The 22,305-nt window shown below is 57.8% G+C and carries 26 protein-coding genes; 24 read left to right on the forward strand and 2 right to left on the reverse strand.

What is annotated here, in order from left to right:
• The first annotated feature begins 94 nt into the window (after positions 1-94).
• The 19 genes from JZX88_RS05610 to JZX88_RS05700 all read left to right on the forward strand — a co-directional run bounded on the left by JZX88_RS05610 (position 95) and on the right by JZX88_RS05700 (position 17,722).
• Positions 95-277: a hypothetical protein gene (locus JZX88_RS05610; RefSeq protein ID WP_206912852.1), complete on the forward strand. Its 183-nt coding sequence runs from the start codon at positions 95-97 to the stop codon at positions 275-277.
• Positions 278-434: 157 nt separating this feature from the next.
• Positions 435-692: a hypothetical protein gene (locus JZX88_RS05615; RefSeq protein ID WP_206912854.1), complete on the forward strand. Its 258-nt coding sequence runs from the start codon at positions 435-437 to the stop codon at positions 690-692.
• 254 nt (positions 693-946) lie between these two features.
• Positions 947-1,405, forward strand: a complete 459-nt coding sequence (locus JZX88_RS05620; RefSeq protein WP_206912855.1) for a terminase small subunit protein — start codon at positions 947-949, stop codon at positions 1,403-1,405.
• Positions 1,383-2,894, forward strand: a complete 1,512-nt coding sequence (locus JZX88_RS05625; RefSeq protein WP_206912858.1) for a terminase — start codon at positions 1,383-1,385, stop codon at positions 2,892-2,894. Before JZX88_RS05620 ends, JZX88_RS05625 begins: the two co-directional genes overlap by 23 nt.
• A complete protein-coding gene (locus tag JZX88_RS05630; protein ID WP_206912859.1) occupies positions 2,894-4,957 on the forward strand; it encodes a phage portal protein in 2,064 nt (687 codons plus the stop codon). Before JZX88_RS05625 ends, JZX88_RS05630 begins: the two co-directional genes overlap by 1 nt.
• On the forward strand, positions 4,954-5,190 hold the full coding sequence (locus JZX88_RS05635) for a hypothetical protein (protein ID WP_206912860.1): 237 nt from the start codon (positions 4,954-4,956) through the stop codon (positions 5,188-5,190). Before JZX88_RS05630 ends, JZX88_RS05635 begins: the two co-directional genes overlap by 4 nt.
• Positions 5,191-5,223: 33 nt before the next feature.
• Positions 5,224-6,207, forward strand: coding sequence for a hypothetical protein (locus tag JZX88_RS05640; RefSeq protein ID WP_206912861.1), 984 nt, complete (start codon positions 5,224-5,226; stop codon positions 6,205-6,207).
• A gap of 49 nt (positions 6,208-6,256) precedes the next feature.
• Complete coding sequence (locus tag JZX88_RS05645; protein WP_206912862.1) at positions 6,257-7,243, forward strand: DUF5309 domain-containing protein; 987 nt, start codon at positions 6,257-6,259, stop codon at positions 7,241-7,243.
• A 12-nt stretch (positions 7,244-7,255) separates the two neighbouring features.
• The gene (locus JZX88_RS05650; RefSeq protein WP_206912863.1) at positions 7,256-7,690 is read left to right on the forward strand and encodes a hypothetical protein; all 435 of its coding nucleotides are present in this window, start codon (positions 7,256-7,258) and stop codon (positions 7,688-7,690) included.
• Between the two features lie 54 nt (positions 7,691-7,744).
• Entirely contained in the window at positions 7,745-8,053 is a 309-nt protein-coding gene (locus JZX88_RS05655) for a hypothetical protein (protein ID WP_206912864.1), read from the forward strand.
• 2 nt (positions 8,054-8,055) lie between these two features.
• Positions 8,056-8,379 (forward strand): hypothetical protein, encoded by a 324-nt coding sequence (locus tag JZX88_RS05660; RefSeq protein ID WP_206912865.1) that lies wholly within the window; start codon positions 8,056-8,058, stop codon positions 8,377-8,379.
• Positions 8,379-8,537, forward strand: coding sequence for a hypothetical protein (locus tag JZX88_RS05665; protein ID WP_206912866.1), 159 nt, complete (start codon positions 8,379-8,381; stop codon positions 8,535-8,537). The genes JZX88_RS05660 and JZX88_RS05665 overlap by 1 nt, the downstream gene beginning before the upstream one ends.
• Positions 8,537-9,139 (forward strand): hypothetical protein, encoded by a 603-nt coding sequence (locus JZX88_RS05670; protein WP_206912868.1) that lies wholly within the window; start codon positions 8,537-8,539, stop codon positions 9,137-9,139. Before JZX88_RS05665 ends, JZX88_RS05670 begins: the two co-directional genes overlap by 1 nt.
• Positions 9,136-9,735 (forward strand): hypothetical protein, encoded by a 600-nt coding sequence (locus tag JZX88_RS05675; RefSeq protein WP_206912870.1) that lies wholly within the window; start codon positions 9,136-9,138, stop codon positions 9,733-9,735. Before JZX88_RS05670 ends, JZX88_RS05675 begins: the two co-directional genes overlap by 4 nt.
• Positions 9,735-11,342 (forward strand): hypothetical protein, encoded by a 1,608-nt coding sequence (locus JZX88_RS05680; RefSeq protein ID WP_206912872.1) that lies wholly within the window; start codon positions 9,735-9,737, stop codon positions 11,340-11,342. The genes JZX88_RS05675 and JZX88_RS05680 overlap by 1 nt, the downstream gene beginning before the upstream one ends.
• Entirely contained in the window at positions 11,339-11,809 is a 471-nt protein-coding gene (locus tag JZX88_RS05685) for an N-acetyltransferase (protein WP_206912873.1), read from the forward strand. Before JZX88_RS05680 ends, JZX88_RS05685 begins: the two co-directional genes overlap by 4 nt.
• On the forward strand, positions 11,796-13,301 hold the full coding sequence (locus JZX88_RS05690) for a tail fiber domain-containing protein (RefSeq protein WP_206912874.1): 1,506 nt from the start codon (positions 11,796-11,798) through the stop codon (positions 13,299-13,301). Before JZX88_RS05685 ends, JZX88_RS05690 begins: the two co-directional genes overlap by 14 nt.
• Positions 13,301-15,616, forward strand: a complete 2,316-nt coding sequence (locus tag JZX88_RS05695; protein ID WP_206912876.1) for a hypothetical protein — start codon at positions 13,301-13,303, stop codon at positions 15,614-15,616. The genes JZX88_RS05690 and JZX88_RS05695 overlap by 1 nt, the downstream gene beginning before the upstream one ends.
• Before the next feature lie 204 nt (positions 15,617-15,820).
• Positions 15,821-17,722, forward strand: coding sequence for a hypothetical protein (locus JZX88_RS05700; protein ID WP_246753436.1), 1,902 nt, complete (start codon positions 15,821-15,823; stop codon positions 17,720-17,722).
• Between the two features lie 3 nt (positions 17,723-17,725).
• Here JZX88_RS05700 and JZX88_RS05705 read toward each other — a convergent pair whose 3' ends face one another.
• Positions 17,726-17,926: a hypothetical protein gene (locus JZX88_RS05705; protein ID WP_206912878.1), complete on the reverse strand. Its 201-nt coding sequence runs from the start codon at positions 17,924-17,926 to the stop codon at positions 17,726-17,728.
• Between the two features lie 95 nt (positions 17,927-18,021).
• Here JZX88_RS05705 and JZX88_RS26085 point away from each other — a divergent pair, with 95 nt between their 5' ends.
• Together JZX88_RS26085 and JZX88_RS05715 are read left to right on the forward strand one after the other, a co-directional pair.
• Complete coding sequence (locus JZX88_RS26085) at positions 18,022-19,434, forward strand: hypothetical protein (protein ID WP_246753437.1); 1,413 nt, start codon at positions 18,022-18,024, stop codon at positions 19,432-19,434.
• A 9-nt stretch (positions 19,435-19,443) separates the two neighbouring features.
• A complete protein-coding gene (locus JZX88_RS05715; RefSeq protein ID WP_206912879.1) occupies positions 19,444-20,013 on the forward strand; it encodes a hypothetical protein in 570 nt (189 codons plus the stop codon).
• Between the two features lie 126 nt (positions 20,014-20,139).
• Here the strand turns inward: JZX88_RS05715 and JZX88_RS05720 are convergent, their stop codons facing one another.
• Positions 20,140-20,904, reverse strand: coding sequence for a class I SAM-dependent methyltransferase (locus tag JZX88_RS05720; protein ID WP_206912880.1), 765 nt, complete (start codon positions 20,902-20,904; stop codon positions 20,140-20,142).
• 127 nt (positions 20,905-21,031) lie between these two features.
• Here JZX88_RS05720 and JZX88_RS05725 point away from each other — a divergent pair, with 127 nt between their 5' ends.
• The 3 genes from JZX88_RS05725 to JZX88_RS05735 are packed head-to-tail and all read left to right on the forward strand — an operon-like array spanning position 21,032 to position 22,261.
• The gene (locus tag JZX88_RS05725) at positions 21,032-21,736 is read left to right on the forward strand and encodes a peptidoglycan recognition family protein (protein WP_206912881.1); all 705 of its coding nucleotides are present in this window, start codon (positions 21,032-21,034) and stop codon (positions 21,734-21,736) included.
• Between the two features lie 23 nt (positions 21,737-21,759).
• The gene (locus JZX88_RS05730; RefSeq protein WP_206912882.1) at positions 21,760-22,086 is read left to right on the forward strand and encodes a cell wall anchor protein; all 327 of its coding nucleotides are present in this window, start codon (positions 21,760-21,762) and stop codon (positions 22,084-22,086) included.
• Between the two features lies 1 nt (position 22,087).
• Positions 22,088-22,261 (forward strand): hypothetical protein, encoded by a 174-nt coding sequence (locus tag JZX88_RS05735; RefSeq protein ID WP_206912884.1) that lies wholly within the window; start codon positions 22,088-22,090, stop codon positions 22,259-22,261.
• Positions 22,262-22,305: the final 44 nt, after the last annotated feature.

Raw genomic sequence — 22,305 nt, forward strand, 5'->3', positions numbered from 1 at the left:
GCGCAAGCAGAAGAATCTCAACTCTAAATATTTGCACAGCCCCGTCAGCAAGGGCACGGTTTTTTCATGGCCAAATACTGAGAGGAAAGGGGCAATGGACCCGCAGTCGATATCCCAGACATTCACGCAGCGCCAGCTGGATGAAAGTCAGAAGGAGGCTATCGGAGGCGGCATCATCACCGACCTGGCCGACAATGCCGAGTACGCTCTCAACGAACTGGGTCGCGCAAATGAAGAGTTTTTGCGACTGTCGAAGGTTCTCGGGCTCGGGCTTTAACCTTTTATGGGTGAGCGGAGATTCCAAGCCTCGTCAACCGGTACGAGGAACAAGGTCTTGCTCACGGATAGGACCAGTGCTGTCTGCTCGATGGGTGTTTCACCATATGGGAGCGCAAAGCAAGCCGGAAACAACACCAACCTGAAAAGGGGTCATCATGTCTTTTGAGAAAATTCAGCCGGCAGGTTTTGCATGGTCCGTCACTCCCAGCGATGCCAACGAACTCGCAAAGAAGACGAGAGCCGTTTTTGTCGGTGGCGATGGCAATCTTTCCTGCGAGATGTTCGACCCGGCGACGAACAAGACGGCCACCGTCGTGTTCAATGGTCTCGTGGCGGGATCTGTATTGCCGATCGAGACGAAGCGCATCCTGTCGACCGGCACCACCGCAACAAACATCGTCGCGGTGGCGTGACAAGCATGGCGGCAACTATCCGAGTGCTCGACACGAAGGCTGCAGCAAAGGCCGCAGTTGTCGAAGAAGCAAAGCGCGTTCTCGCAATGGCCGAGCGGGGTGAGATTGTTGACCTCTCTTGGTCGGCGGCAAAGGTGGACGGTTCTGTCCTTTCCTCCTTCACGGCAACAGAGGACGCACATAGGCGCATTGCATCGGTGTCCCGCCTTCTGCACCGCCTCCATCTCCTCGCAGACGAGCAGGCAGAGTAAGACATGGGCAGGAAGACAGAGTTCAACCAGCGCACGGCTGACGCTATCTGTGAGCGCCTTGCCAATGGCCTGAGCTTGAGGGCGATCTGCCGCAATGATGCCATGCCCTCAAAGACGACGGTGTTTAAATGGCTGCTCCAAAATGCCGAGTTCGCTGACCAGTACGCGCGTGCGCGAGAAGCCCAAGCGGATCACTTCGTTGACGAGATGGTCGAGATTGCCGACCGGCCAAAGCTTGGCAAGAAAACGAAGCGGACTTCAGACGGAAAGCTGGAAGAAACCACCTTCGACATGACCGAGCATCGCCGGCTGCAAATCGAGACACGCAAATGGGTTGCGGCCCGGATGCGGCCGAAGAAATACGGCGACAAGATCGATGTCGAGCAGAAGACGACGCTTGAGGCTGGCGACAGTGTCATGGCGCTGATGAAGGCGATCGATGGGCGAACCCGCACTAAGTGAGGATGTCGTTGCGCTGTGGTCTGACCGCCGCTGGCGCCTGAATAACCTCTATTACATCAAGGACAAGCACGGCAACGTCGTGTTGTTCAAGATGAACCCGGCGCAGGAAAAGCTGCTGGATGAGCTTCATTACCTGAACATCATCCTCAAGGCGCGACAGATGGGTTTCTCGACCTTCATTCTGCTGTTGGCGCTGGACTGCTGCATATTCAATTCGAACTTCGCGGCCGGTCTGATCGCTGACACGAAGAAGAACGCGCAAAACCTGCTTGAGCGCATCAAGTACGCCTACGAAAAGCTGCCGCTGCCGATACAGCGCACGGTTCAAATCGTGTCGGACAATTCGACGGAGATAGAGTTCAGTAATGGCTCCGGCGTCGAGGTGGGCGTGTCCCTGCGCTCCGGCACGAAGAACTTTTTGCATATCTCCGAATACGGGAAGATTTGCGCCAAGACGCCTGACAAGGCCAAGGAAGTGAAATCCGGCTCGCTCAACACTCTGGCGTCTGGGCAGCTTGGCTTCATCGAGAGCACAGCCGAAGGGCGGGGCGGTGACTTCTACGAAAAGGTGCAGGCGTCTCGAAAGATTCTGGATGCGGGCCGCGAACCTGGCGAGATGGATTACCGGTTCCATTTCTTTGCGTGGTGGGAAGATGGCTCATACCAGCTGAACACGCCCACGCTGATCACCGAAGAGGATGCGGTCTATTTCGCGGGGCTTGAGGCAGAACACGGCATAACGCTCACAGAGCCCCAGAAATGGTGGTATGTGGCCAAGAAGACGGAACAGGGTGAGGACATGTGGAAAGAGTTTCCATCCACCCCTGACGAAGCTTTCCGGGCAGCAAAGGAAGGCGCGTATTTCGGCAAGGAGATGCGCACGCTGCGCCAGTTGGGCCGGATTGGTTCTTTTCCGTTCGTGCCGAACATTGCCGTCAATACCTTCTGGGATTTCGGTCTGAACGACAACCAGACGATATGGCTGCATCAAGAGGTAGCGGGAGAGCATCGGTTCCCCGGTTACTTCGAAGACAGCGGTATGGGTCTCGGCCACTATTTCAACTGGCTGGACAAATGGGCGGCACAGCGCGGCGCACGGTGGGGAAAGCACTACGGGCCGCACGACGTTGACCATCGACGCCAGACTACGACAGCGGGGCAGGCAGAGACCATCAAGACGATGTCGGCCAAGCAGGGCTTCATCTTCGAGACGGTCGAGCGGAACCCGGACAAAATCAATTCCATCATGGGGATTCGCGCCAAGCTGCCCAGCTGCTGCTTCGATGAGGTGGGCTGCGCGCAGGGCATCCTTCATCTGGAAAACTACAGCCGCGATTGGGATGACAAGCTCGGCGTATTTCGCAGCTATCCAAGGCATGACGCGCACAGCCATGGCGCTGACGGGTTCATGACATTCACAGACGGCTACAAGACGCCGCCCAAGCCGAATGGCGAGTGGGACAAGTTCAAGCAACAGAAGGTGGCATAATGCCCGAAGCACAAGACGACAAGCGGAACGGCGCGTTGACGGCTGCTGTCTCGCACCTTGTGAAAGAGTGCGAAAGCTATCGCGAAGAACTGTCGATCGACCGCGACAAGGCGCAGGAATACTTCGACGGCAAGATGGATGATGTTCCTGTCATCGATGGCCGCTCGAAGGTCGTTTCCCGCGATGTGCGCTCTCAGATCAAGAAGGTATTGCCGTCGCTCATCCGCACGATCCTCGGCAATGACCAAGTGGCCGAATTCCAGCCGATGGGTGAAGGCGATGAGGAGTATGCAGACCAGGCTTCCGACTTCATCAGTAACGTGGTCTTTCCGGAGAGCGATGGATACGAAGCTGTCGAGGATGCGATCCATGACGCTCTCAAACTCCGCAATGGCATCATCCGCTGGTGGCGCGAGAAGAAGGACAGCGTACAGGTAACGCAACACACTGGCCTTGATGAAATGGCGCTGGTGCAGTTGATCAGCGATGACGACGTTACCGTGCTTGAGCAGGACCAGCGCATTGAAATTGTTGATGTGGAAGGTCAAGGCCCGACGCCGTCGACTGTTTACGATGTCAAAATCAGGAAGCGCTTCACGAATGGCCGCACGCGCCTCGGTGCGGTGCCTCCTGAACAGCTTCTTATCCACCCTGACGCGCTCTGCATCGAGGAAAGCCCGCTCACAGGCATCAACATTCGCCAGCGCCGTTCTGACCTTGTGGCGATGGGCTATGATCGTGATCTGGTCGATAGCCTGCCGATTGCCGGGACAACGAGCGATCAGGACGATGAAGAGAGCACCCGTCGCCGGGATCTGATCAACGACGACAATGCCACGGCTGCCAAGGCCATGCAGGAAGTCGAGTATTACGAACTCTATGTTCGTTACGACGCCGACGACGACGGAATCGCGGAACTCCGCAGGCTGATCTACGCCGGCGCCATCAAAGAGGAATACCTTCTCGAAAACGAGGAATGGGATGACGTCCCATTTGCGGATATCATCTCGGAACGCCGGCCGCATCAGCGCGAAGGCTCCTCTGTTGCCGACGACACGATGGAAGGCCAGAAGGTCAAGACCGTTCTTCTTCGGGAAACGCTCGACAACATCTATTGGCAGAACAAGCCGCAGCCGATCGTTGACGAGCAGGCCATCAGCAACCCGGATGCGGTGCTTAATCCTGCCTTTGGCAAGCCAATCCGCGTCAGCGCTGGTACCGATGTTCGCGCGGCTCTGGGATTTACTCAGGTTCCGTTCGTTGGCAGTCAGTCTTTCCAGATGCTGGATTACTTCGACCGGGACATGGCGGATGTGACCGGCATATCTGACGCCTCGGGCGGTCTCGCACCTGATGCATTGCAGAATGTCACGGCCAAGGCATCATCCATGGTCGAGCAGGCCGGAATCGCCCAGACCGAACTCATGGCGCGCACCATCGCCCGTGGTCTTATTCCGGTCTTCAAGGGCCTTCTGAAGCTGACAATCAAGCATCAGGACAAGCCGCGCACGGTTCGCCTTCGCAAGAAGTGGGTGACGTTCGATCCCAAGCCCTGGAACTCGGGCATGGATGTCATTGTGAATACCGGCCTTGGTGCTGGCACGCGCGAGCGTGACATGATGATGATGCAGATGATTGTCGGGCTTCAGGAGAAGCTCCTTTCGCAACTTGGGCCGATCAACAATCCGTTCGTAAGTCCGAAGAACGTCTTCAATGCTCTCACCAAGCTTGTTCAAGCGTCGGGAATGCGCGCCACCGCTCAGTTTTTCACCGAACCAACAGAAGACCAGATTAACAAGCTCATCGCCCAGCAAAGCAATCAGCCGAACCCGGAAATGGAGAAGCTGAAGCAGCAGCAGGCCAAGGCCGAAATGGAAGCGACGATCGAGCGCGAGAAGATCCAGAGCAACGAGCGGATCGAGATGGCGAAGATGCAGCAGGAATTTGAACTGAAGCGCTACCAGATCGATCAGGAAATTCAGTTGAAGCAGCGCCAGAACGTGGCGCAGGCGTTGACCGGGCAAAACGTTACGTCTGTCCAGCTTGGAGGGATGCCAGGATGACGGATGAGCAAAAAGCCGCAGCAGCTCGATCGCTGAATGACAACCCCCTGTTCCATCTTTTGATGGACGAGATCGAGGCGACCGCCATCAATGGCTGTGTCAACGCCAAGGTAACAGATCACGAGACGCGGGCCGGCTATGCCGCAGAAGCCCGCGCTATCAGAAATTTGCGCAGCAAGCTCAACCACCTTGCGGAGGAAGCAAAGGCTGGCGCGAACCGAGCACCCGCATAACGCCGGTGCCACCAACCCCATAAGGGAAAGACCATGACAATTAACGATAGTGCCAACCTGCCGGATAACGGCGGGAGCAAAACCGTTGAACCCTCGGACATCGACAACCCCTCCGCGCTGAACTTCTGGGAGCCTGAAGAAGACGATCAGGCCAACTCGGAACAAAGTGGCGACGGGATCGCAAACGAGACCGGTGCGGCTGAAGACGAGATCGACAGCCAAGAGACCGATGTTCCTGCAGGTGATGAAAACGATGACGACGACGATACCGGAAACGATGACACCGGTGCCGACGCCGAATTCGATGACACACTGGTAACGCTCAAGGGCGGAGAGCAGGTTCCTGTCAAGGAACTGAAGCTCGGTTACATGCGGGAGCGCGATTACCGCCTCAAAACTCAGGAAACGGCCAATCGTGGCCGGGAACTGGAAACTCTATCTTCCCGCGTTTACAACACCGCAAACGCGTTCGCGCAATTCCTTGCCAGCCAGTTGCCGCCAGAACCGACACACGATCTGGCGATACAGAACCCGACTGAATACACCCGCCAGAAGGCAATCTTTGATAACGCGATAGGTCGCGTGAACCAGATTTTGCAGATGGGGGCCGAACCTCAGGCGGTCGTTCAGCAGCTGACCGGCGAACAGCGCAATGAGATGCTCCGACAGGAAAGCGAACGCCTGGCTGAAGCATTCCCTCAGACCGCAAAACCGGAAGAGCGCGAAAAGTTCTTCGAGGAAGCATTCGACACCGCGCGCCAGTTGGGGTTCTCCGACGATGAAATGGCCGATGTGACCGATCACCGATATTTCAAGCTCGCCCATTACGCGCGGCTCGGCATGCAAGCCGAAGCAGCAAAGAAGAAGGCCTTGGAAAAGGTGAACAGTGCTCCTCCTGCTGCCCCGGCGCGCAAGGCCCAAGGCCAGAACGCCCAGCAGAGCCGGCAGAACAAGGATGCGATGGAGAAGCTGACCCGAACGGGCTCGCTCAAAGACGCGATGAATATCGACTTCTGATCGGACATCGCAGCGGGCCTTTTGAACCCACTACTCCGAGGAAACTGTTATGGCAGTCATTACAAACACCGTCCGCACCACGAACGCGGTCGGCAATCGCGAAGAGCTTTCCGACGTTGTATCGCGCATCACGCCGGAAGACACCCCGATCTACTCCATGATCGAGAAGGGCAAGGCCAAATCCGTCCACCCCGAATGGGAAACTGACGACTTGGCTGCACCCGGCGACAACGCCCGTGAAGAGGGCGAAGAATACGACTTCGACAAGGTCGATCCTCCGGCCCGCGTCGGCAACTACACGCAGATTCTGCGCAAGAGCTGGATCATCTCCGGCACGCAGGAAGAAGTGGACGAAGCCGGCAAGGTACAGAAGCGCAAGTACCAGAAGGCGAAGAAGGGCGTCGAGATCCGCAAGGATACCGAATATGCCATCGTTTCGAACCAGGGCTCCGTCGGCGGTGCTATCCGTCGTCTTGGCGGCCTGCCCAGCTGGATCGTCAGCAACGTTTCCCGCGGTGCTGGCGGTGCCAACGGTGGCTTTGTCGGCGGCTTCACTGTCCCGGCAACAAACGGTACTCAGCGCGCCTTTACGAAAGACATTCTCGACAACGTGATGCAGCAGGGCTTCAACAACGGCGCCAAGTTCAAGCACGTCGTCGGCTCGGCCTACGTGAAGTCCACGTTCGTCAAGTTCATGTCTGACGCGAACGTCGCTTCGTTCCGCTACTCCGTCTCGGAAGGTGGCAAGCGCAACACCATTGTTGCAACGGCTGACTTCTATGAAGGTCCGTTCGGCAAGGTTCTGGTTCACCCCAGCACCATTCAGTCGACGGCGGCACTCGCCCGCAACGCCTTCTTCATCGATACCGACTTCCTTGAATTCCTCTGGCTCCGCAAGATTCAGGAAGACACGAAGGTCGCTAAAACCGGTGACGCCGACAAGGGCGTGATCATCGGTGAGGGCTCGCTGAAGGTTGCCAATGAAAAGGGCCTCGGCATCGCCGCTGACCTCTTCGGCATCTCGGCTTCGGAGTAAGGAGAAACGAACATGCCGACTTATCTTCCCTTTGTCGTGACGGCAGCCACGCTCGCCCTCAACGCTTCCACCCACGGCACACCGGCGGTAGTTGTCGTCAATCGTGCCGCGGGATCGACGCTCGTTCTGCCGGCCGCCTACGGCTCCGGTGCCGAGTTCGACATCATGGTGGGCACTACCATGACCTCCAATAACCTGATCATTCAGGTGGCCAACTCGTCCGACGTGATGACTGGCCAGTGCGTGATGCTGCAGGACGCTGGCGATACTGTCGCCGGCTTCGAAACCGCCGCCGATACCGACACGATCACCATGAACGGCTCCACCAAGGGCGGCATTCGTGGCGACCGCATCCGCCTCAAGGATATCGCGAACAACACCTGGCAGGTTCAGGTCATCGCGGCCGGTACCGGAACCGAAGTCACGCCGTTCTCCGCAGCGGTTTGATCCTGAAACGAGGGGTGGCGAAAGCCGCCCCTTTCCTTTTCGAGGAGAAAAGACATGTCGAAGAATGAAAGTCCGCTCGATCTGGGCGCTGCATCGACCACGCAGCAGGCACCTGTTGTTCCCGAAGGCGCAGCACCTCCCAAGGTCGAAGGCCTCACCCCCGGCGACACCCCGAGCCCGGTGCTCAAGACGGAAGAGCCGAAATCGAAGGAGAAGACCCGCAAGGTTCGTCTCAAGTTCGATTACTGGCCCGAAGAAGGCGTTCGCAAGGCCGCCGGCGAAGTGATCCCGCTGCCGCTGAGTAAGGCGAAGGAACTCATCAGCCAGGGCAAGGCGGAAATCCCGCTTGAGGAAGAAGACTGATCATGAAGATTACGGACGGCCAGTGGGAACTCCACGATTACGACTTTGCCACTGGCCGCTCGGTCTGGCGCTTCTTTGATGGGCAGGAGATGCATTTCCGCATCGATACGCCCGTCGACAATATCGTCAGGGAAAACGAATTCACCCGCAACGCCACCTCGGGCAATGCGTTCGGTGATTGGGTGAAGGTCGCATCGATCCCTCTCAATCACGCGCACGAACAGAACCTCGTCCGGGCGCACAGCGAAGGCGACGACGCTTATGTGAGCCGATGGCTCAATGATGGCGACAATCGCGCATGGCGGTCATTTGAGGGACGTGTGTGATGACCGAGCGAACCATATCCGACGAGATCAAGGCGCTTGAGGCTCGATGCCCTGACAAGGAAGTCGATCCGGAAGGATTCCGGCGCAACGTCGAGAGGCGGGCGGCACTGTCGGACAAGCGGCGCATGTATCAGACATCAGGATGGGAGGTAGCATAATGGGTGCGATCAGCGATTATTCGTCTCTTCTCATCGACGCCAGCGAATACGCCAAGCGCGATGATGTCTCTCACCTGTTTCAGCGGTTTGTCGGGCTGGCCGAAGGCAAGATGAACCGCGTTCTGCGCACGGCAGACATGGAGACGGCCGGCACTGTGGTGCTGATCAACGGCGACGGCGATCTGCCTGCCGATTTCCTTGAGGCCAGAGAGGTTTTGACGCCGGATGGCAGAAACATCGGCGCATGGTCTTTGCAAGCGCTGACGGCCCGCTATCGCAACAATGGCGGCTATCCACAGGGTTACGCTGTTGTCGGCAGGAGGATCATGGCGCGGCCGACCATAAATGGCAGCCTGACGATGACCTATTACGCGACAATTCCGCCGCTGACGCCGGCAACGCCGACGAACTGGCTGCTGGAGAAGGTCCCCGATGCCTACCTCTATGCGCTGGTCGAAGAGATTTCGATCTGGGCGCGGGACATTGACGGAGCCGCTGCCGCTCGATCGTTCAAGGAGAACGCGATGGCCGGCCTCACCCTTGCCGATAACCGGCTGCGGTGGGGCAACGGCCAGGTAACGCTTAGTGGATGCACGCCATGAGTATTATCGACATCGTCAACGACGTTTGCGACGTGGTCAAACTCGACCGCTTCGATAGTGTATATGGCGCGAACGACGAGAAAGCCCAGACGATGCTTTCTCTGGCTTGGGAAGGCGGCTGTGAAATCGCTCGCCGCGTGGATTGGCGCGACCTCGTCAAGACGTTCCCGATCGTCTCTGCGCCCTCTGCCTTCCCGGCTGATTTTCAGCGCGTTATCATGGGTGGTTCGGTCATGACCGCTGCAGGCGACTTTGCCCGACCTGTCTCAAATCGTGGCCAATGGCGGTTCATCGCTGCGCATCCGTCGGCGCAGCCATATTACTTCCTCAGTGAGACCGGGATTGATTTCTCTCCCGCTTCGGCGGCGATAGGTGCGTCTCTGCTCTACCTGTCGAATGAATGGGTGAGGGCGTCCAACGGATCGACCAGCAGCACCATTCAAAGCGATGACGACGAGCCGATATTCCCGTCAGAACTGCTTATCAAGAACCTCGTCTGGCGGTTGCGCCGATATAACGGCGTTGATTACAGCGACCACCTTGCCGAGTTCGAAGCCGATCTTGGGCAGTACGAAACAGCAGATAAGGCCGCGTGATGCCCAGACCCGGACGCATTCCCCAAACGAACCGTGGATCGGTCAAGGTTGCCGCCAAGCAGACATCTGCGCCTTTGACGTTCCCAGCGCCGACGCAGGGACTCGTAACAACGGCCAGTATGGGAGGGGCATCTCCCGGCTCTGCCGCCGTCCTCGAAAACTGGTTCATGACCCTCAAAGGGGCGAGAATTCGCGGCGGTTCCGTCAAGCGCGGGCTTGCTGCTGACGGTGGCGTAATCCGTAGCGCGTTCAAGTACAAGTTCAGCGGCCTTGAAAAGATGTTCATGGCAACCGATGCCGCAATATATGACATGACTGCGCCAGTTGCGCCTCCAGCGACGACGCCAGCTGTTGTTTCGGGAATGTCGAGTGGTGACTGGTGCGCTTTCCAGCAGACGAACGCCGGCACGAGCTATCTTGTTTGCTTCAACGGAGCGAATGATCGGCGGCTCTTCAATGGGGTGTCATGGTCGACATCGCCAGCCATCACGTTTTCAGACAGCACGACAATGGCGGCGCTCAATTTCGGCTGGATGTTCAAGAACAGGCAATTCCTGATCAAGAACGGCTCGCTTGATGCCTATTATCTCGGGCTCAATGCTGTCGGCGGCGCTGCGTCTGTCTTCCCGCTCGGCGGGGTGATGAAGAAGGGCGGTTCGCTGCTGATGGGTTTCTCATGGTCGATTGAGAGCGGCGATGGTCTCGGGGATTATTGCGTCTTTGTTTCGACTGAGGGTGAGGTGGCCATTTACTCGGGATCGGACCCGGGCGATGCCAATGATTTTTCCCTCAAGGGCGTCTATCAGATAGGCAAGCCGCTCGGGAAGAATGCGCAGATCAGATCCGGTGCCGACGTTCTGGTCGCAACGATCGACGGACTTATCCCGATTTCCCAGATGTTCCAGAGAGACAGGCAAACGCTTGCCTTGGTGTCTGTATCTCGCGCCATTGAGGACGAATGGAAGCTTGCGGCCAATGCAACACCGACCGGATGGACAATGACGTTGTGGCCCGAACAGAACCTCGTTTTCATCACGTTTCCTGAAAACCTTGTTCTGCCTGACACGACGTTTGTGCTGAACGTCTTGAATGGCAAGTGGAGCATTATCAAGAACTGGCGAGCGCAGGCCTACCAGAGCCTCCAAGGCAGTCTGTTTTTCGGCTCAAATTCGGGTCTGTGCTGGCAGGGCGATATCAGCGGCGCTGACGACGGTGCACCTTTTGCCGCCACTTACCTCTCGCAATTCACCGCGGCAGGAGAGTTTTCCCAGAGCAAGACGGCTTCGAAGGCGTCTATGTCTTTCCGAGCGAAAACGGAGCCGAACGTAAAGCTGTTTGCCCGGGCGGATTACGACACGAGCATTCCGGCCTATGCCGTGGCTTCAGTAGGCGATGCAGGTTCTTCCGAATGGGATGTGGGCCTTTGGGATGTTGCCAAATGGGACGGCGTCACAGAGTTCAAAAATTACAAGTTCAGGCAGAGCGTTCGGGCAAGCGGCGAAATGCTGGCTGTTGGATGCGTGATTTTGTCAGGCGGCCAATTCCGTCTCGATGTCGAGGTTGATTTTGCAGTTCTGCAGATGGAAGGCGGGGAACAGTCGGCATGAGGTTCACATGGGGATTGGCAGAGAAGGGCGAGCAGACCGACCGCCTTGCCTTCCTCGTTGCCGACAAGATTTGGCCAGGGCGGGGTTTTGATTTCGGCCATTGCCGAGGGATTGCCGTTGTGAAGGGCGACGAACTTGCCGCTGGGATCATCTACCACAACTACGAGCCGGACGCGGAAGTGCTGGAGATATCCGCCGCCGCTTTCATGCCCGGATGGATGACGCGGCACACGCTGCAGGCAATGTTCGACTATCCGTTTATCTCATGCGGCTGTCAGGCGGTCGTTCATCGTGTTCCTGATGACGACACCGCCCAGCATCGAATGCTCACATCATATGGGCACGTCCGATACCGAATTCCGCGCCTTAGAGGCCGCGATAAAGCAGACAACATTTTCGTTCTGACCCATGAAGCATGGGCCGGCAACGCATTCAACAAGAGGCGATTCAGCAATGGGCAAAAGTAAGGCGCCGGCCGCTCCCGATCCAAAGGAAACCGCATCCGCCCAGACCGCGACCAATGTCGGCACGGCTATCGCCAACTCCTATATGGGGAACGTCAACCAGAATACCCCTGACGGCTCGCTGAACTATTCCTACAGCACCACGAAGTGGACAGACCCGCTTTCTGGTGCCGTCTACGATATCCCTGTCGCGACGGCCACGCAGACGTTGTCGCCGGCCCAGCAGGCTATCAAGGATCAGCAAGACGCTGCTTCGAAGAACCTTGCAACACTGGCAAATAGCCAGTCGGGGCGGCTGAATGACCTGCTCGGCACGCCCTTTACCCTCAATGGTGCACCGGCGGCCGGTAGCGCGTCGTCGCTGACGATGCCGAACTATACGCAATTCGGCGCAGGCCCCCAACTGCAGTCATCTGTAGGCGATACTGGCAACATCATGAGCCAGATCGCAGGCGCGGGAGATATCAAATCCAGTGTAGCGAATGCCGGGGATATCACGAAAACCTATGGTACTGACTACGGGGCGAACGTACAGCAGGTGCAGGATGCGCTTATGGCGCGTTTGCAGCCGTCGCTTGATCAAAACCGGTCAGCGCTTGAGCAGAAACTGGCAAATCAGGGCCTTCAGCCAGGATCTGATGCATATAACCGTGCGATCGATGCCGCCACTCGTCAGGAGAATGATGCCCGATATGGGGCGATCCTGAACGCAGGGCAGGAACAGACGCGCCTCGCCAATCTCGCCCAGCAGCAGGCGGCATTTCAAAACGCCGCACAGGCCCAGCAGTATGGCCAGAACGCCAACGATGTGCAGTTGGCAAATGCTGCCCAGCAGCAGCAGTTCGCGCAAAATCAGGCTCAATTGCAGGCGAACAACACGGCCCAGCAGCAGGCATATTCTCAAGCCTACCAGAATGCCGGTCTGGCAAACTCCACTGCGCAGCAGCAGTACCAGAACCAGACCAGCGCGACGGCGGCGAACAATGCCTTGCAGGATCAGACGTTCAACGCCCAGCAGGCGAAAATCAATGCGCAGAATACGGAGCGCGCAAACTGGATGAATGAGCAGTATGCGCTTCGCAACCAGCCCATAAATGAAATCTCGTCGCTGCTCTCTGGTGGGCAGGTGACGAACCCAAACTTCGTCCCGACACAGGGGCAGAGCATTCCGAACATCGATTACGCTTCGATGGTTCAGCAGAAATACAATGCTGATCTGAATGCCTACAACCAGAGCCAGGCGAATTCCGGCGCGATACTCGGGGGACTCGCTGGCTTGTTCAGTCTCTCGGACAAGACGGCGAAGAAGGACATCAAGAAAGTGGGTGGCCTCTACGAGTACCGGTACAAAGGCGAAGGCAAGAACGCACCGAAGCGCATCGGCGTCATGGCGCAGGAAGTTGAGAAGGTCCGTCCTGGCGTCGTTCGCAAGGGCGCGGATGGCAAGAAACGCGTCAATTATGGCGCATTGTTCGCAGCGGGGAGCGCACGATAATGGCAGGATATCTGTTCGGCGGGAATACCGGCGTTTCCTACAGCGACCTTCAGCGCCGTCGCGAGATTGCGGACGCATTGTCCAAGCAGATCATGGGCGACACACCGAAAACGACCGCTCAAGGCATCGGGGCGCTTATGAAGGGTATCGGCGCCGGTATGGGTCGCTATTCGGCAAACAAGGGCCTCAAGGAAGGCACCGACGGCGTGAACTCCGCTTATGAATCCATCCTTGGCCGGATTATGGGCGGTTCACCGTCAACAGCACCTTCCGTTGCATCGAGTGGCGGCAATGGTGGTTCCATTCCCATGCCGGGTGCGGCGGCAGAGATTGCGGCCACGTCGCCGGCAACCGGTGACACCTTCGCGCCGTTTATGGACACGATCAAAGCCGGTGGCGTGAATAATCCTTACGCTCTCGCTGCAATCGCTGCCACTGGCCGCGCAGAAAGTGGCTGGTCGGCAGCAAATGCAAACCGGACATGGAGTGACCCGAGCGAAAGTGGGCAGCCAGGTCGTGCGGGTGGCATCATGTCTTGGCGCGGGCCGCGTTATCAGGCGTTGGCTGCAACAGGCGATCTGTCTCCGCAGGGGCAGGCGAAGTTCTTCCTGAATGAAGACCCCGGCCTTATTCAGAAGCTCAACAACGCCAGAAGCCTCGAAGAAGCGCAGCAGTTGATGAACAACGCGTGGGCGTTCGCCGGTTACAATCGTCCGGGCGGAGAGTCCGCGCGGCGAATGGGCTTTGCGAAAGGTTATCTGTCCGGTTTTCAGGGTGGCGGCACTGAGGTGGCGAGCCTCGATCCGTCTGCCGGCATGTCGGCATTTCAGGCAATCGAAGCTGCTGCACCGCGCACGCCGAACCCCGGCGGCTATCGTGATCCCATGGTGAGCGCGCCAAACTCTGCTCCGGCCCAGCAGCCTCCGCAGGCCGGAAATCTGCCTATGCCGGCGCAACCGCAGACGCCCGTTCAGCAGCCAGCGCCGATGCAGGTTGCGCAGAACGGCCAGTTCCCGGCCGCTCCCCAGCCTCCCGCACCCCCGCAGGCGCCAGCCAACCCATATCAGGGTGTTGACCCGGAAATGCTGAAGCTGCTTTCGAACCCGTTCTTGGACGCAGACAAGAAGCAGATCATTCAGGGCATCATCCAGCAGCAGATGCAGCGTAATGACCCCGGTTATCAGCTTGATATGGAGACCAAGCGGGCGCAGTTGGACGCACTGAGGGCAAAACCTCAGAAGACTTGGCAAAAACTGGATGATACGACGCTGTTTAATCCGGAAACGGGTGAGACACAGCGCGTGGGTGATGCGCCGGTGTCTGGTGGCCAGTTCCGTTTCGAAGGTAAATCGGTCGAGGCTCAAGCTCTTAACGGCCTGATGGAATCGGGACAGCTGACACCTGCAGAGGCGCAGCAATTGGCGGCGGGCAAACAGATAACTGACCCCTCCACCGGGTCGCTTATTTTCATGACGCCTCAAGGAGTGTTTGGCCGTTCTCCTGATGGTCTGGTGGCTCCCGTTTCGGCTCCCCAGCCTCCGTCTCCACCACAGGCTCCTGTCACGCCGGTGGAATGGGTTGATATCTTTGGCGGGCCTCTTCAGTCTCCGGCCGTCCCGACGCCTCCAGCGCCACCGCAGGCTCCGCAAAGGCAGGGAATGATCCCGCTGACGCCGGGCGATGGATTGGATGCCAAAGCTCGTCAACGCCAGCAGATGGCGAGTGAGTATGGGCTTGATCCGAATTCCGAAGAGGGAAAGCGCTTCATACTCACGGGCACCCTGCCGGCCTCAGACAAAGGCGTCACCGCTGGTGATCGGCAGGCTATTCGTGAAGCCGATGATGTCGTGATGCAGGGAGAGGCCACCACGAACCTGCTCAAACAAGCGATGGAACTTTCACCGCAAGCAAATCAGGGCTTTCTTTCCGGAACTCGCGCATGGCTTGGTGCAAACCTGCCAGACAATGCGTTTCCTGACTTTATTTCGAGCCCGGAAAGCGGCAAGGCGACGATCGAATATGACAACATCATCAAAGATCAGGCACTAGGTCAGCTGAAGGCAATCTTCGGTGCCGCGCCGACCGAAGGGGAGCGGGCCATCCTGCTTGAAATTCAGGGTTCCTCAAACCAGCCACGGGAAGTTCGCGAGAACATCCTAAAGCGAGCGCAAGCCGCGGTTCAAAGGAGAATTGATTTCAACAGTGCCCGAGCCGCCGACCTCCGCTCCGGCAACTACTACAAGACGGGACGCACGGCGCCCGCCACTCCGGCGGCGCCAAACGTTGATGATCTCCTGAAAAAATATGGAGGCTAGTAAGTGGCAACTCTTGAACAGCTGACGACTGCGCTGGTGAATGCCGATCAGGCGGGCGACGTTGATGCTGCCCGCACGCTTGCGGCTGAAATTACGAGGATGCGGGCCGCCGGCTCGCAACCTTCTGCCCAGCAGCCCGCGCCAGTGCAGCAGCCTGATGCGCGCGATACCTTCGCCGGCAAGGTGGATGCGTTCGGTCGTGGTATGGCCGATACGCTTTCCTTCGGCCTGGCCGACGAGATGGCAGCCCACGCCCGGAGCGGTGCGTTTTCGGTGCAGAAGCCTGACGACGATTATTATGAGAGCGGCATCTATGCCGGCAAATATAACCCACTGGGCATGATCGCACGCACCCTCAATTTTCCGTTCGAATCCGAAACGAAGAATGCCGATTACGACCGTGCACTTGCCGAAGAGCGCGCCATTGATCAGAGCGACAGCACCAACCGTGTTGCGCAGCGTCTCAGCGGCCAGATCCTCGGCGGTATCACGGGCGGCGTCGGTCTCGCCAATAAGGGCCTGTCGGCGTCGGCAAACGCCATCAACAAGGGCAAGGGGCTTGCCGGCGTGTCTCTGGCATCAGCCAAGGAAGGTGCGATCCTCGGCGGCTTGCAGGGCGCGGGCAGCGGCGAAGGCTTCGAAGACAGAGCTAAGAATTTCGGTAAAGGTGCTTTCATCGGTGCTGGTATTGGTTCCGTTCTCCCGTCGGTCGCGACAGGCGTTTCGGGAGCATTCAAAGGCGCGACTGCGCCGCTGGTTGCGCCTTTCCGACCGGCCGCCTACACCGACAAAGCGATGGGAACCTATCTTCGCCGCTCCGGCAAAACGCCTGACGAAATCGCATCAATCATGAAGCTGGCGGCCGACGACGGGCAAACGATGTATACGATGGCTGACGCCATGGGCAATGCCGGTCAGCGTGCACTCGTTCCCGTTACGCGCACGCCGAACGATGCTCGTCAAGAGGTGACGGACTTCCTTCTTCGTCGTCAGATGGGGCAGCCGCAGCGTCTGGCAAATGCTCTCGCGGAGGGGTTTGACGCTCCGCAGACATCGGAACGCGTCTCCCGATCTCTTACGGAAGCACGAGGCATTGAGGCGAACAAGCTTTATGGTGCCGCTCGAAAGGAAGCCGGCGCCGTGAACGTCACCCCGATCCTCGATCGCATCGATGAGACGCTTTCTCCCGGCGTGAACAAGATGCTCAGCCCTCGCGACAATATCGGCAATGACACCATCGAGGGCGCACTGTCTCGTGTTCGCAAGATGATTTCGGACAGTAATTCTCAGGTCACAGATTTCAGCACGCTCTTCCGGGCGAAACTCGATCTGGATGATATGATCACGCGGGCAGAAGCGCAGGGGGCAGGCAACCGGGCGCATTATCTGTCTCAGGTCAAGCGCGAGGTCGACAGAGCACTTGAAAACGCTTCTCCCGCTTATCGGACGGCCAATGACACGTTCCGCACGCGGAGCCAGGTGATTGACGCGATCGACGCGGGCAAGGCTGCAAAATCCGGCCGTGTGCGAGCTGAAGACAGCATCGAGCAGTACCGCGGAATGACGCCTGATCAGCAACAGGCATTCCGGTCTGGTTATGTTGATCCCATCATTGCCGATGTTGAAAGCGCCGCGATGGGCCCGGCCACCAACCGTGCACGCACGTTGACGACGCCGAAATACGAGCAGGAGTTTCAGGAGTTTGCCGCCGACGGTCGGGCCCAGCAACTAGGCGCGCGGATCGGTCGGGAAAACCGGATGTTCGAAACGAACAATGCGGCCCTTGGGAACTCGCGCACAATGGATAACCTGGGCGACATTGACGATATGGCCAACTTTGATCCGGCTGTCTTGTCAAACCTGCTTTCGGGCAATTTCACGCAGGCGGCGCTTGCCGGTGCCCGTCAGGCCTTCAATGCGGGCAAGGGCATGCCGCCTCGGGTGGTTGAGCGGGTTGGGCGACAGTTGATCGAGACAAACCCGGAAGCGGCGCGCGAGGCGCTTTCCCGCGTCAGCAGCCAGCAAGTCAGCCGCGACAGGCTCCGGGCTATGATCCTCGGCAGCATGTTGCAGAACTCGAATGCCGGTGTGGCGAGGTTGAAATAGCGCCTACCAGAGGTGCTTGAAGCGGATCGATGCCCAGAGCATGAACACAGCGCCGGTTGCAAACCCCGCAACGATCGAAGTCCAATCCAGCGGGACCGTGTAAAGCAGAGCGACCCAAGCTAGGCCGAGAACGGCGAAGAGCACCCAGAAGCTTTCCGGCTTCCGGTCAATGTTCTTTTCATTTGGGTCGTGGTCGATCTGCATGGGGCGCACAATGCCTGTTTCTAAGGCCCCTGGTCAATGTCAGAAATACGATTTAGGCGGCTCGCTTCGGCGGGCTTTTTCTATGGAGAAATGCCATGCCAAGAGTAGGCGGTGTCTTTACGCTTCTCTCCGGGTCGAAAGGTGTTCCAAACACCACTATTCAGTCGAACCCTTACAACGCCCAGCTCGATGACTTCGCGCAGGACGCCAACCTCGCGCGGCCGATCACAGCCGGTGGCACCGGCGCGACCAATGCAAGCGCCGCTCGGACCAATCTCGGGGTGGGTATCGGCTCTAACGTTCAGGCGTATGATGCTGGCCTGCAGTCGATTGCGGGTCTGACGACTGCCGCCAACCAGATGATTTACACGACGGCGCTTGACGTTTACGCGACCACTGCGCTTACGCCGTTTGCAAGGACCCTGCTTGACGACGCCGATGCTGCGACCATGCGCGCCACCATTGGCGCAAACAGCGCGGCGAACCTTACGACCGGAACGCTTCCGAACGCTCGCCTGGTCGGGGATTACAGTTTCAGCAATCTCGCATTGTCTGGTGGAATTACTGCCACAGGGGCAGGTAGTTTTGGTAGTGTGACTGCCGCCGGTGCGGTGACAATTGGTTCTGTATCCACTTCTACCGGCGCTTTAAATGTCACGTCAAACCAAGGTCAATCCGTACCTCTCATTAATCTAAGCAGTTTCGCCCCCGGTATCAGTTTCGAGGACCGGACGACAGGTGCTTACAATGCCGTAGAAAATGTTGACGCTAACCTTTATCGTATCTGGTCTGCTGTAAATACCGATCCGACTGTTCTTACGGAGCGCCTACGTTTGAACCTCACAAACGGAAACCTCACGCTGAATGGCTTTCTCGACATAGCGAGTGGTGGCACGGGCGCGACGACGGTAGCGGCGGCAAAAACCAACCTTGGCCTCAATAACGTCAACAACACGTCGGACGCGAACAAGCCTGTTTCCACTGCTCAACAGGCGGCCATCAATGCCAAGCCCGACAAAACCTACGTTGATGCGCAGGATGCGCTCAGGGTCAGCAAAACTGGCGACACGATGTCCGGCTCTCTGACGTTGAAAAACAGCGAGTTGACTTTTCAGACGCCAAGCCAGTCGAGCGGCTATCAGTGGTCCCTAAGAGGCGGCCATCCAACTGACATCTGGTTGAGGTGGTTCTACAACAACGGCACTGAGCTTATGGCGCTCAGTGATACTGGCCGCCTTTGGATCGCCTCGATCGGTGATGTGAGCGACCGCATTGAGCTACGCGCCGGACAGTACGCTGATAACCGCGTGTCCAACCTCGCTACCCGTTGGGTTGCACGAGCTGAAATAAACATGGCGGGTGGCGGCAGTTGGCGAGAGGTTCCAGCAGGTGCGGCTATAACAGGCCTATACTTGGGTAGCTCTACACGTCTTGTCGATTACCTATGCTACCGCTACTTCCAACTGTTCGATCCGGTCCGAGGCTGGATCACGGCGAATAACGCTTGAGGTGAACCTATGGAAATCATCAACTTCGGACACTTCAAGCTCACCTCCACGACCGGCATCCAGTTCTTTGCCAATGAGGAAGGCCAAGACTGGTACGATCTACGGCGTGGCCTCACGACATGGGACGAGCAGGGGAACTTTCTGACAGCGATTTATGGCGCATGGGCGACGGTTGACCCGGTGACGCTCAAAGTCACCAATGTTGAGCAAGACCCTTCACGCATGGTCCCAAATGACAGGATTGTGCTTGGCATCGATGCGGACCCCGCCGATATCGCAGAGGGTATGCTTTATCAGGAGGGGTCTCTGGTCGATGCTCCGCCAGAGCCTCCCGTATTCCAGCAAATCACCCGCCGGCAACTCCGCCTGACGCTGGTTCGAAACAGCATTTCTCTTGCAAGTGTCGAAGCCGCGATTGCGGCAATGCCGAAAGGACTTTCCAAAGAGGAAGCCCAGATCGAATGGGCGGATGCGAGTGAGTTCAACCGCAACCATCCGACGCTTTTGCTTATCGCCGCCGCTCTCGGGCTGACCGAAGCGCAGGTTGATGCCATGTGGGCAGAAGCCGTCACCGCTTAGACATTCTCGAAAATCAGGAGACGACCATGAACTGTGGCCGCTTCTTCATCAGATCGCCACGACGCTCTTCGGTGCGGAGCGTGCGGGGGAAATTCTGGCGCCTTCCGCTGTCGCGCCGTGACGGCGTTAAATAACTGAGTATTCGCGGCCACGCCTCGATGATTTTTGGAAAACGGCGCTGGATGGCTTTTTCGAACGTCGAACCTTAATCATGTGTGGCGACACCTCAAAGCTTTCCATTGAGGTGCTAAGAGCCATCTCTTCCATCAAGTCGATCGCGAGATTGGCCAGTGATCCATGTTCTGCCCACGGATGGTCTGGCGCTTGGTAACTATCGAAAAAGCTCCAGCTCCAGTCCTCAATAATATACAGGCCACAGGGCCGCAGCTTCGGGAACAGGGTCCTGAAGCTCGCCTTGGTCTGATCATAAAAGTGCGAGGCATCGTCAACAACCAGATCCAGTTCGCGGCCAAAGTCAGTTTCCACGATCTCGGCAAGCTTTGCCTCATCGTCCTGAGAAGTCCCGTAATATAGCTTGGCACGGCCCTGTTGAGCTTCAATGTACGTGTCGAGCGCGGGGATCGGAACCTCCGACAGTTCGACGGCGGCAATCTTCCTGGGTTTGAAGACCTCGTTTAGAAAGACGAACGAGCCTCCCTGGTAAACGCCAAGCTCGAAAATCCGCTTAAAGTCCTCACCCTCGTGGACGAGGTATTGGTCAAGGAATGAGCGAGATTTCATCATTGTGAAATCGGACTGCTGCGACTTCCGTTTGCTGCCGCCATACTCGTAATCCATCGTGATGCGATGGCCGCCGACTGAGAAAGTCGCCCTGTCGTGCCAAGTCACCTTTGATTTGGATTTACCAGTAAGCCGTCGCAGCCAGTCCATTATTTCCTCCTCGTGTAGCGCGATTGGGATACCCACAATCGCTCCATGAAAATGGTAATACCTGCAACTTGAAAATGTTCCGGCCAACGCCAGCAATCCTAAAATCACCCACAATCAGGAGAACACTATGGCGACTGTACGCGAGGTACAGCGGCGCTTGATTTCGCTTGGCTTCCCGCTGCCCCGGTTTGGCGCGGATGGAGACGCCGGCGGCGAAACGCTGACTGCAATGAATGGTGCACTTGACGAACTCGTGACGCTGAGAGGCGGCAGCAAGCCCACGCCAGCGCCGCCGGTTGCCGGTAAGGCTGACGTAGTGGTGCCGGCCGACTGGATGCCATCGGCCAAGATGGACCGAATTATCTGCCATTGGACGGCTGGCACGCATAAGGCAACCGAGTTTGATCGTGGCCACTATCACATCCTGATCGAAGCTGACGGCAATCTGGTTCGCGGCATTCCCTCGATCAAGCTGAACGAGGCTCCGACGAAGAAGGGGTATGCGGCCCACACTCTGAACTGCAACACCGGATCGATCGGCGTTTCGCTGTGCTGCATGGGTGGCTCCGTCGAAGCTCCGTTCATGCCTGGCAAATATCCAATGACGAAAGTGCAGTGGGACAAGCTCACATCCGTCGTTGCTGAGCTTTGCCGGAAATACGGGATCAAGGTCACGGATCGCACCGTCCTTTCCCACGCCGAGGTTCAGCACAATCTCGGCATCACCCAGAAAGGCAAGTGGGATTACACCGTGCTTGCCTTCGACCTGTCCGTAAAAGGCGCTCGCGCCTGCGGCGATAAACTGCGCGCGGAAGTCCTCGCGAAACTCTGAACCCCTCCATCAAAGGAACGATCATGTTCAAGTCTCTGCTCATCGTGGCGGCGGCAGCCTTTGGCCTGTCCGCTTGCCAGTCAACCGGATCGATCGACACCGGCATTCGCAACAGTCTGCCGCAGGTTTGCTCTGCCGGCGAAACCGCCTTTGCTGTGCTCCAGCCCTTCATTGCTGCCGACAAGCTCAAGCCGAAGACCGCAGCAGCCGCGCAGGCAGCCTACCAGAGCCTTCAGCAGCTTTGCGCGAACAAAGACACGGCAACACTCGCATCAACGCTGGTGGCCGCTTCCAGCTCCTACCTGACGATCAGCATCGCCGTATCCGAAGCCAAGAAAGTGGAGAAGTAAAATGGACTGGAACACCGTACAGCAGCTTTTGCGCATCCTTCTGCAGTTCGGCTCGGGCGTCCTTATCAGCAAGGGTGTCTTGACCGAAGAGATGGCCGTTACCTTGACCGGCGGTCTCATCTCTGTGGCGTCCGTCGTCTGGTGGATCGCCTGGAACAAGAAGGAAGTGAAATGATGAAGACCGGCTCCCCATCCTGCCTCAATCGGAGTGGGGCGGCC

It is taken from the genome of Agrobacterium sp. OT33 (genome assembly GCF_017313365.1).
In the GTDB taxonomy this organism is placed as follows: domain Bacteria; phylum Pseudomonadota; class Alphaproteobacteria; order Rhizobiales; family Rhizobiaceae; genus Agrobacterium; species Agrobacterium rhizogenes_A.

Bases quoted from the DNA above. Each gene is read 5' to 3' on its own strand.
- JZX88_RS05610 (WP_206912852.1), top strand. From the start codon at position 95: ATGGACCCGCAGTCGATATCCCAGACATTCACGCAGCGCCAGCTGGAT.
- JZX88_RS05615 (WP_206912854.1), top strand. From the start codon at position 435: ATGTCTTTTGAGAAAATTCAGCCGGCAGGTTTTGCATGGTCCGTCACT.
- JZX88_RS05620 (WP_206912855.1), top strand. From the start codon at position 947: ATGGGCAGGAAGACAGAGTTCAACCAGCGCACGGCTGACGCTATCTGT.
- JZX88_RS05625 (WP_206912858.1), top strand. From the start codon at position 1,383: ATGGGCGAACCCGCACTAAGTGAGGATGTCGTTGCGCTGTGGTCTGAC.
- JZX88_RS05630 (WP_206912859.1), top strand. From the start codon at position 2,894: ATGCCCGAAGCACAAGACGACAAGCGGAACGGCGCGTTGACGGCTGCT.
- JZX88_RS05635 (WP_206912860.1), top strand. From the start codon at position 4,954: ATGACGGATGAGCAAAAAGCCGCAGCAGCTCGATCGCTGAATGACAAC.
- JZX88_RS05640 (WP_206912861.1), top strand. From the start codon at position 5,224: ATGACAATTAACGATAGTGCCAACCTGCCGGATAACGGCGGGAGCAAA.
- JZX88_RS05645 (WP_206912862.1), top strand. From the start codon at position 6,257: ATGGCAGTCATTACAAACACCGTCCGCACCACGAACGCGGTCGGCAAT.
- JZX88_RS05650 (WP_206912863.1), top strand. From the start codon at position 7,256: ATGCCGACTTATCTTCCCTTTGTCGTGACGGCAGCCACGCTCGCCCTC.
- JZX88_RS05655 (WP_206912864.1), top strand. From the start codon at position 7,745: ATGTCGAAGAATGAAAGTCCGCTCGATCTGGGCGCTGCATCGACCACG.
- JZX88_RS05660 (WP_206912865.1), top strand. From the start codon at position 8,056: ATGAAGATTACGGACGGCCAGTGGGAACTCCACGATTACGACTTTGCC.
- JZX88_RS05665 (WP_206912866.1), top strand. From the start codon at position 8,379: ATGACCGAGCGAACCATATCCGACGAGATCAAGGCGCTTGAGGCTCGA.
- JZX88_RS05670 (WP_206912868.1), top strand. From the start codon at position 8,537: ATGGGTGCGATCAGCGATTATTCGTCTCTTCTCATCGACGCCAGCGAA.
- JZX88_RS05675 (WP_206912870.1), top strand. From the start codon at position 9,136: ATGAGTATTATCGACATCGTCAACGACGTTTGCGACGTGGTCAAACTC.
- JZX88_RS05680 (WP_206912872.1), top strand. From the start codon at position 9,735: ATGCCCAGACCCGGACGCATTCCCCAAACGAACCGTGGATCGGTCAAG.
- JZX88_RS05685 (WP_206912873.1), top strand. From the start codon at position 11,339: ATGAGGTTCACATGGGGATTGGCAGAGAAGGGCGAGCAGACCGACCGC.
- JZX88_RS05690 (WP_206912874.1), top strand. From the start codon at position 11,796: ATGGGCAAAAGTAAGGCGCCGGCCGCTCCCGATCCAAAGGAAACCGCA.
- JZX88_RS05695 (WP_206912876.1), top strand. From the start codon at position 13,301: ATGGCAGGATATCTGTTCGGCGGGAATACCGGCGTTTCCTACAGCGAC.
- JZX88_RS05700 (WP_246753436.1), top strand. From the start codon at position 15,821: ATGGCCGATACGCTTTCCTTCGGCCTGGCCGACGAGATGGCAGCCCAC.
- JZX88_RS05705 (WP_206912878.1), bottom strand. From the start codon at position 17,926: ATGCAGATCGACCACGACCCAAATGAAAAGAACATTGACCGGAAGCCG.
- JZX88_RS26085 (WP_246753437.1), top strand. From the start codon at position 18,022: ATGCCAAGAGTAGGCGGTGTCTTTACGCTTCTCTCCGGGTCGAAAGGT.
- JZX88_RS05715 (WP_206912879.1), top strand. From the start codon at position 19,444: ATGGAAATCATCAACTTCGGACACTTCAAGCTCACCTCCACGACCGGC.
- JZX88_RS05720 (WP_206912880.1), bottom strand. From the start codon at position 20,904: ATGGACTGGCTGCGACGGCTTACTGGTAAATCCAAATCAAAGGTGACT.
- JZX88_RS05725 (WP_206912881.1), top strand. From the start codon at position 21,032: ATGGCGACTGTACGCGAGGTACAGCGGCGCTTGATTTCGCTTGGCTTC.
- JZX88_RS05730 (WP_206912882.1), top strand. From the start codon at position 21,760: ATGTTCAAGTCTCTGCTCATCGTGGCGGCGGCAGCCTTTGGCCTGTCC.
- JZX88_RS05735 (WP_206912884.1), top strand. From the start codon at position 22,088: ATGGACTGGAACACCGTACAGCAGCTTTTGCGCATCCTTCTGCAGTTC.